General features: G+C 67.8%; 5 protein-coding genes and 1 rRNA gene. All 6 read left to right on the forward strand.

Annotated features, from left to right (window positions below; translation table 11 throughout):
- The first annotated feature begins 51 nt into the window (after positions 1 to 51).
- The 6 genes from rrf to ABZ646_RS38605 all read left to right on the forward strand — a co-directional run bounded on the left by rrf (position 52) and on the right by ABZ646_RS38605 (position 5,700).
- Positions 52 to 168 (forward strand): 5S ribosomal RNA (rrf, locus tag ABZ646_RS38580).
- Between the two features lie 112 nt (positions 169 to 280).
- Positions 281 to 889: a CDP-alcohol phosphatidyltransferase family protein gene (locus ABZ646_RS38585; protein WP_360529962.1), complete on the forward strand. Its 609-nt coding sequence runs from the start codon at positions 281 to 283 to the stop codon at positions 887 to 889.
- A 126-nt stretch (positions 890 to 1,015) separates the two neighbouring features.
- Positions 1,016 to 3,511: a mannose-1-phosphate guanyltransferase gene (locus ABZ646_RS38590; protein ID WP_360529965.1), complete on the forward strand. Its 2,496-nt coding sequence runs from the start codon at positions 1,016 to 1,018 to the stop codon at positions 3,509 to 3,511.
- Positions 3,512 to 3,617: 106 nt separating this feature from the next.
- Entirely contained in the window at positions 3,618 to 4,529 is a 912-nt protein-coding gene (locus ABZ646_RS38595; protein WP_360529968.1) for a DUF881 domain-containing protein, read from the forward strand.
- Positions 4,526 to 4,858: a small basic family protein gene (locus ABZ646_RS38600; RefSeq protein WP_132887715.1), complete on the forward strand. Its 333-nt coding sequence runs from the start codon at positions 4,526 to 4,528 to the stop codon at positions 4,856 to 4,858. Before ABZ646_RS38595 ends, ABZ646_RS38600 begins: the two co-directional genes overlap by 4 nt.
- Before the next feature lie 5 nt (positions 4,859 to 4,863).
- Complete coding sequence (locus ABZ646_RS38605) at positions 4,864 to 5,700, forward strand: DUF881 domain-containing protein (RefSeq protein WP_360529971.1); 837 nt, start codon at positions 4,864 to 4,866, stop codon at positions 5,698 to 5,700.
- Positions 5,701 to 5,758 lie beyond the last annotated feature (58 nt).

Genomic DNA, 5,758 nt, shown 5'->3' on the forward strand with positions numbered 1-5,758 from the left:
ACAGCCCCACGTCCGGTCACGGCGTGGTGCGGCTGAACAGTTTCATAGTGTTTCGGTGGTCATAGCGTGAGGGAAACGCCCGGTTACATTCCGAATCCGGAAGCTAAGCCTCACAGCGCCGATGGTACTGCAGGGGGGACCCTGTGGGAGAGTAGGACGCCGCCGAACTCCTTTTGGAGCTCCGGCTCTTGGGTTACCTGCCCGAGAGCCGGAGCTTTTTTGCGTTGAGGTAAGGTCAGGGGGCAAAGTTGGCTCGTTTCCCACCACAGGAGGCCCCCGGGTGGAGGTCCAGGAGACCCGCGTCCAGACGGATCGGGTACTCACCATCCCGAACATCCTCAGCATGGCGCGCCTCGTCGGCGTACCCGTCTTCCTGTGGCTGATCCTGAGGCCCGAGTTCGGCGGGCCCAAGAGCGACGGCTGGGCCCTGCTGGTGCTCCTCTTCAGCGGCGTCAGCGACTACCTGGACGGCAAACTGGCCCGGCGCTGGAACCAGATCAGCAGCCTCGGCCGGCTCCTCGACCCCGCCGCGGACCGCCTCTACGTCCTGTCGACGCTCGTGGGTCTCACCTGGCGCGAGATCCTGCCGCTCTGGCTGACGGCCGCGCTACTGCTGCGTGAACTGATGCTGCTGGTGATGGTGGGCATCCTTCGACGGCACGGTTACCCGCCGCCTCAGGTGAACTTCCTGGGCAAGGCCGCCACCTTCAATCTCATGTACGCGTTCCCGCTCCTGCTGCTCAGTGACGGAACCGGTTGGATCTCGTCACTCGCTGCAGTTTTCGGATGGGCGTTCGCCGGATGGGGTACAACCCTCTATTGGTGGGCAGGAGTGCTTTACGTGGTGCAGGTCCGCCGTCTGGTTCGTGCGGACGCCACAGCCGATTGAGCTCGGCGATTGTCCGGACGTGGTGGCTCTCGATTCCTCTCGATGGCCCGCAGCGCAAAAGTGCGGGACAATCTGGACGGGTGAAGTCGGCTAGACCGTCATCTCTTAGAGGAGGACGCTTCCGACATGAAGGCCGTCGTGATGGCCGGTGGTGAAGGCACACGCCTTCGCCCCATGACCTCCAGCATGCCCAAGCCGCTCCTTCCGGTCGTCAATCGGCCGATCATGGAGCATGTGCTACGGCTGCTCAAAAGGCATGGGCTCACCGAGACCGTTGTCACCGTGCAGTTCCTGGCATCGCTGGTCAAGAACTACTTCGGTGACGGCGAAGAGCTCGGCATGGAGCTCACCTATGCCAACGAGGAGAAGCCACTCGGTACCGCCGGAAGTGTCAAGAACGCCGAAGAGGCGTTGAAGGACGATGCTTTCCTTGTCATCTCCGGCGATGCACTGACCGACTTCGACCTCACCGAACTGATCAACTTCCACAAGGCGAAGGGCGCGCTCGTCACGGTGTGCCTGACACGCGTGCCCAATCCGCTGGAATTCGGCATCACCATCGTCGATGAGGAAGGCAAGGTCGAGCGCTTCCTGGAGAAGCCGACCTGGGGCCAGGTTTTCTCCGACACGGTGAACACGGGCATCTACGTGATGGAACCCGAGGTGTTCGACTACGTCGAGGCCGACGTTCCCGTCGACTGGTCCGGCGACGTCTTCCCGCAACTGATGAAGGAAGGCAAGCCCATCTACGGCTATGTCGCCGAGGGCTACTGGGAGGACGTCGGCACGCACGAGTCGTACGTGAAGGCGCAGGCCGACGTCCTGGAGGGCAAGGTCGACGTCGACATCGACGGCTTCGAGATATCTCCCGGCGTCTGGGTCGCCGAGGGCGCCGAGGTGCATGCCGACGCCGAACTGCGCGGGCCGCTCTACATCGGCGACTACGCCAAGGTGGAGTCCGGCGCGGAAATCCGGGAACACACCGTCGTCGGATCCAACGTCGTCGTCAAGAGCGGTGCCTTCCTGCACCGGGCCGTCGTCCACGACAACGTCTACGTCGGGCAGCACAGCAATCTGCGGGGCTGCGTCGTCGGCAAGAACACCGACATCATGCGGGCCGCCCGGATCGAGGACGGGGCGGTCATCGGTGACGAGTGCCTGATCGGCGAGGAATCGATCGTCCAGGGCAACGTCCGGGTCTACCCGTTCAAGACCATCGAAGCCGGCGCGTTCGTCAACACGTCGGTGATCTGGGAGTCCCGCGGGCAGGCGCATCTGTTCGGCGCCCGCGGTGTGTCCGGGATCCTGAACGTCGAGATCACGCCGGAGCTGGCCGTGCGGCTGGCCGGCGCGTACGCGACGACCCTGAAGAAGGGCTCCACCGTCACGACGGCCCGTGACCACTCCCGGGGTGCCCGTGCACTCAAGCGGGCGGTCATCTCGGCGCTCCAGGCCAGCGCCATCGACGTCCGGGACCTGGAGAACGTGCCGCTGCCCGTGGCGCGGCAGCAGACCGCCAGGGGCAGCGCGGGCGGCATCATGATCCGGACCTCGCCCGGGGTTCCGGACTCCGTCGACATCATGTTCTTCGACGGAGCGGGCGCGGACCTGTCACAGGCCAGCCAGCGCAAACTGGACCGGATCTTCGCGCGCCAGGAGTACCGGCGTGCGTTCCCCGGTGAGATCGGCGACCTGTACTTCCCGGCCAGCGTCTTCGACTCGTACACCGGGGCGCTGCTGCGGAACGTCGACACGACCGGGATCCTCGAATCGGGCCTCAAGGTCGTCGTGGACGCCTCCAACGGCAGCGCGGGGCTCGTCCTGCCCAGCCTGCTGGGCAAGCTCGGGGTCGACTCGCTGACCATCAACCCGGGTCTCAACGAGGCCAGGCCCACCGAGACGGCCGAACAGCGGCGGGCCGGGATGGTGCGCCTCGGTGAGATCGTGGCGTCCTCCGGAGCCGCGTTCGGCGTACGGTTCGATCCGGTCGGCGAGCGGCTGTCCCTGGTGGACGAGAAGGGCCGCATCATCGAGGACGACCGGGCACTGCTGGTGATGCTGGATCTGGTCGCCTCCGAGCGGCGCAGCGGCCGGGTGGCGCTCCCCGTCACCACGACCCGCATCGCCGAGCAGGTGGCCGCCTACCACGGCACCCAGGTCGAGTGGACGACGACCTCTCCCGACGACCTCACGCGCGTGGGTGGTGAGGAAGGCACCATCTTCGGTGGTGACGGCAAGGGCGGGTTCATCGTCCCCGAGTTCAGCAGTGTCTACGACGGTACGGCGGCCTTCGTACGCCTCATCGGTCTGGTGGCGCGGACACAGCTCACGCTCAGCCAGATCGACGCGCGGATCCCGCGGGCGCACGTCCTCAAGCGGGACCTGGCGACGCCGTGGGCTGTCAAGGGCCTGGTCATGCGGCGTGTCGTCGAGGCGGCCGGTGACCGGTTCGTCGACACCACGGACGGGGTGCGGGTCGTCGAGACCGACGGTCGCTGGGTGATGGTGCTGCCCGACCCGGCCGAGGCGGTCACCCACCTGTGGGCGGAGGGGCCCGACGACGCCTCCGCGCAGGCCCTGTTGGACGAGTGGGCGGCGATCGTGGACAGCGCCGGACGGTAGAGCGGCCGCACGCGCGCGTGCCGGACAAGTGTCCCCAAGGGGGCCTGTCCGGCACGTCGGTGGGGCCGTTCGGAGGTACTGGTCGCGACATGCGACGATGTGCGGCATGCCGCAGCAACCCCCCGTTCGGAGCAGCGTCCCCCGGCCGCAGCGCCCGGACGCCTCCATGTCGTTGATCACCAACGTCATGGATCACAGCCTCGACGACGGGTACGCCGAGGCGGCGGCCCGGAAGCGGGCCCGCGGGGAGGGCGGCGGTATGCCGAAGACCCTCCGGGCCCGGCTGGGGCTCGCCGGCGGTCTGGTGCTGGCGGCGCTCGTGGTGACCGTGGGAGCGGCGCAGGCACGTGTGGCGGCGCCCGTCGTGGCCAAGGAGCGCCAGGAGCTCCTCGACCGCATCGACCGTGAGACGACGGCTGCGGACAGGCTGGAGACCGACGTCGACACGTTGCGGGACGACGTCAGCGCGCGGCAGCGGGCGGCGCTGAAGGCGAGCGGGGGCAGCGGGCAGGCGGACCTGATGGGTGTCCTGTCGGGTGCCACCGCCGTGCACGGCCCCGGTGTGAAGCTGGTCGTGAACGACGCCAAGGAGGCTTCGTCGGGGGGCGACGCCGGCAATCCCCGGGAGACCTCCGGGTTCTCCGACACCGGCCGGGTACGCGACCACGACCTGCAGCGGGTCGTGAACGGGCTGTGGGCGTCCGGTGCCGAGGCGGTCGCCGTGAACGGTCAGCGGTTGACCGCCCTGTCCGCCATCAGGGCGGCCGGGGACGCGATACTGGTCGACAACAGGCCGCTGGTGCCGCCGTACACGGTGCTCGCGGTGGGGGACGGGGACCGGCTCGGCTCCAGGTTCCAGGACAGTCCCGACGGGCTGTATCTGCATGCCCTGGAGGACAACTTCGGCATCCGGGCGACCATCGCCACGGAGCGCGACGTCCGGCTTCCCGCCGCACCGAGCGTGATCGTACGTACTGCACAGCCGTACACCGAGAAGACTGAGAAGGGCACATCGTGATCGCCGTACTTGGCCTCGTCGTGGGCATCGTGGCCGGACTGCTGGTCCGTCCTGAGGTTCCGGCGGTCGTCGAGCCGTATCTGCCGATCGCCGTCGTCGCGGCGCTCGACGCCGTCTTCGGTGGTCTGCGCGCCATGCTCGACGGGATCTTCGACGACAAGGTCTTCGTGGTGTCGTTCCTGTCCAATGTGGTGGTCGCCGCGCTGATCGTCTTCCTGGGTGACAAGCTGGGCGTCGGCTCGCAGCTGTCCACGGGGGTCGTGGTGGTTCTCGGTATCCGCATCTTCTCCAACGCCGCGGCGATCCGGCGGCATGTCTTCCGGGCGTGAGTGGCATGAGTGAACACGAGGAGCGGCCGGAGCACCGGCTGCGCAGAGAACTTCCCGCGGAGGTGCCCCCGGCGGAGCCGGTGGCCGGATCGGCCGCCGAGCCGACGCCGGAGGCCGGGCTGACCGGCCGGCAGCGGCTGGTCCAGGGGCTGTGGCCGCCACGGGTCAGCCGGGCCCAACTGATCGTCGCGCTGCTGCTGTTCGGGCTCGGATTCGGGCTCGCCGTGCAGGTGGCGTCGAACAGCGACAGCGACAGCGCGCCGCGCGGGGCCCGACAGGAAGATCTTGTTCGCATCCTCGATGAACTGGATGACCGTACGCAGCGTCTTGAGGACGAGAAGACAGGACTCGAAAAGCAACGGCAGGAGTTGCAGAGCAGCTCCGACCAGGCCGCGGAGGCCCGTCGGCAGACGGCCGAGAAGGAGAGGCAACTCGGCATTCTGGCGGGGACCGTGGCGGCGCGGGGTCCTGGCATCACGATGACGGTCGACGACCCGAAGGGGACGGTACAGGCGGACATGCTGCTCGACGCGATACAGGAGCTGCGCGCGGCCGGTGCGGAGGCGATCCAGGTCAACGGGGTCCGGGTGATCGCGGGCACCTACGTCAGCGACTCCGGCAAGAGTGTCAGCGTCGACGGGAACAAGATCACCCAGCCCTTCGTTTTCAAGGTGATCGGCAAACCGCAGGACCTCGAACCGGCCCTCAACATCCCCGGAGGCGTGGTGCAGACCCTCGAGAAGGAACAGGCGACTGTCAGCGTCGAGCGGTCGGCCGGGATCGTCGTGGACGCCTTGCGACCGGCGAAGCAGCCTGACTACGCTCGGTCGTCCTCACAGTGAACCGGTGGTGCATGGGGGACGTCCGGCGAGGGCGCGAGGGGGCGGGTGGTCGGCGGAC

Source organism: Streptomyces sp. NPDC007162 (assembly GCF_040634175.1).
In the GTDB taxonomy this organism is placed as follows: Bacteria; Actinomycetota; Actinomycetes; order Streptomycetales; family Streptomycetaceae; genus Streptomyces.

Coding starts and splice junctions, on each gene's coding strand:
- ABZ646_RS38605 (WP_360529971.1), top strand. CDS start 4,864: ATGAGTGAACACGAGGAGCGGCCGGAGCACCGGCTGCGCAGAGAACTT.
- ABZ646_RS38595 (WP_360529968.1), top strand. CDS start 3,618: ATGCCGCAGCAACCCCCCGTTCGGAGCAGCGTCCCCCGGCCGCAGCGC.
- ABZ646_RS38590 (WP_360529965.1), top strand. CDS start 1,016: ATGAAGGCCGTCGTGATGGCCGGTGGTGAAGGCACACGCCTTCGCCCC.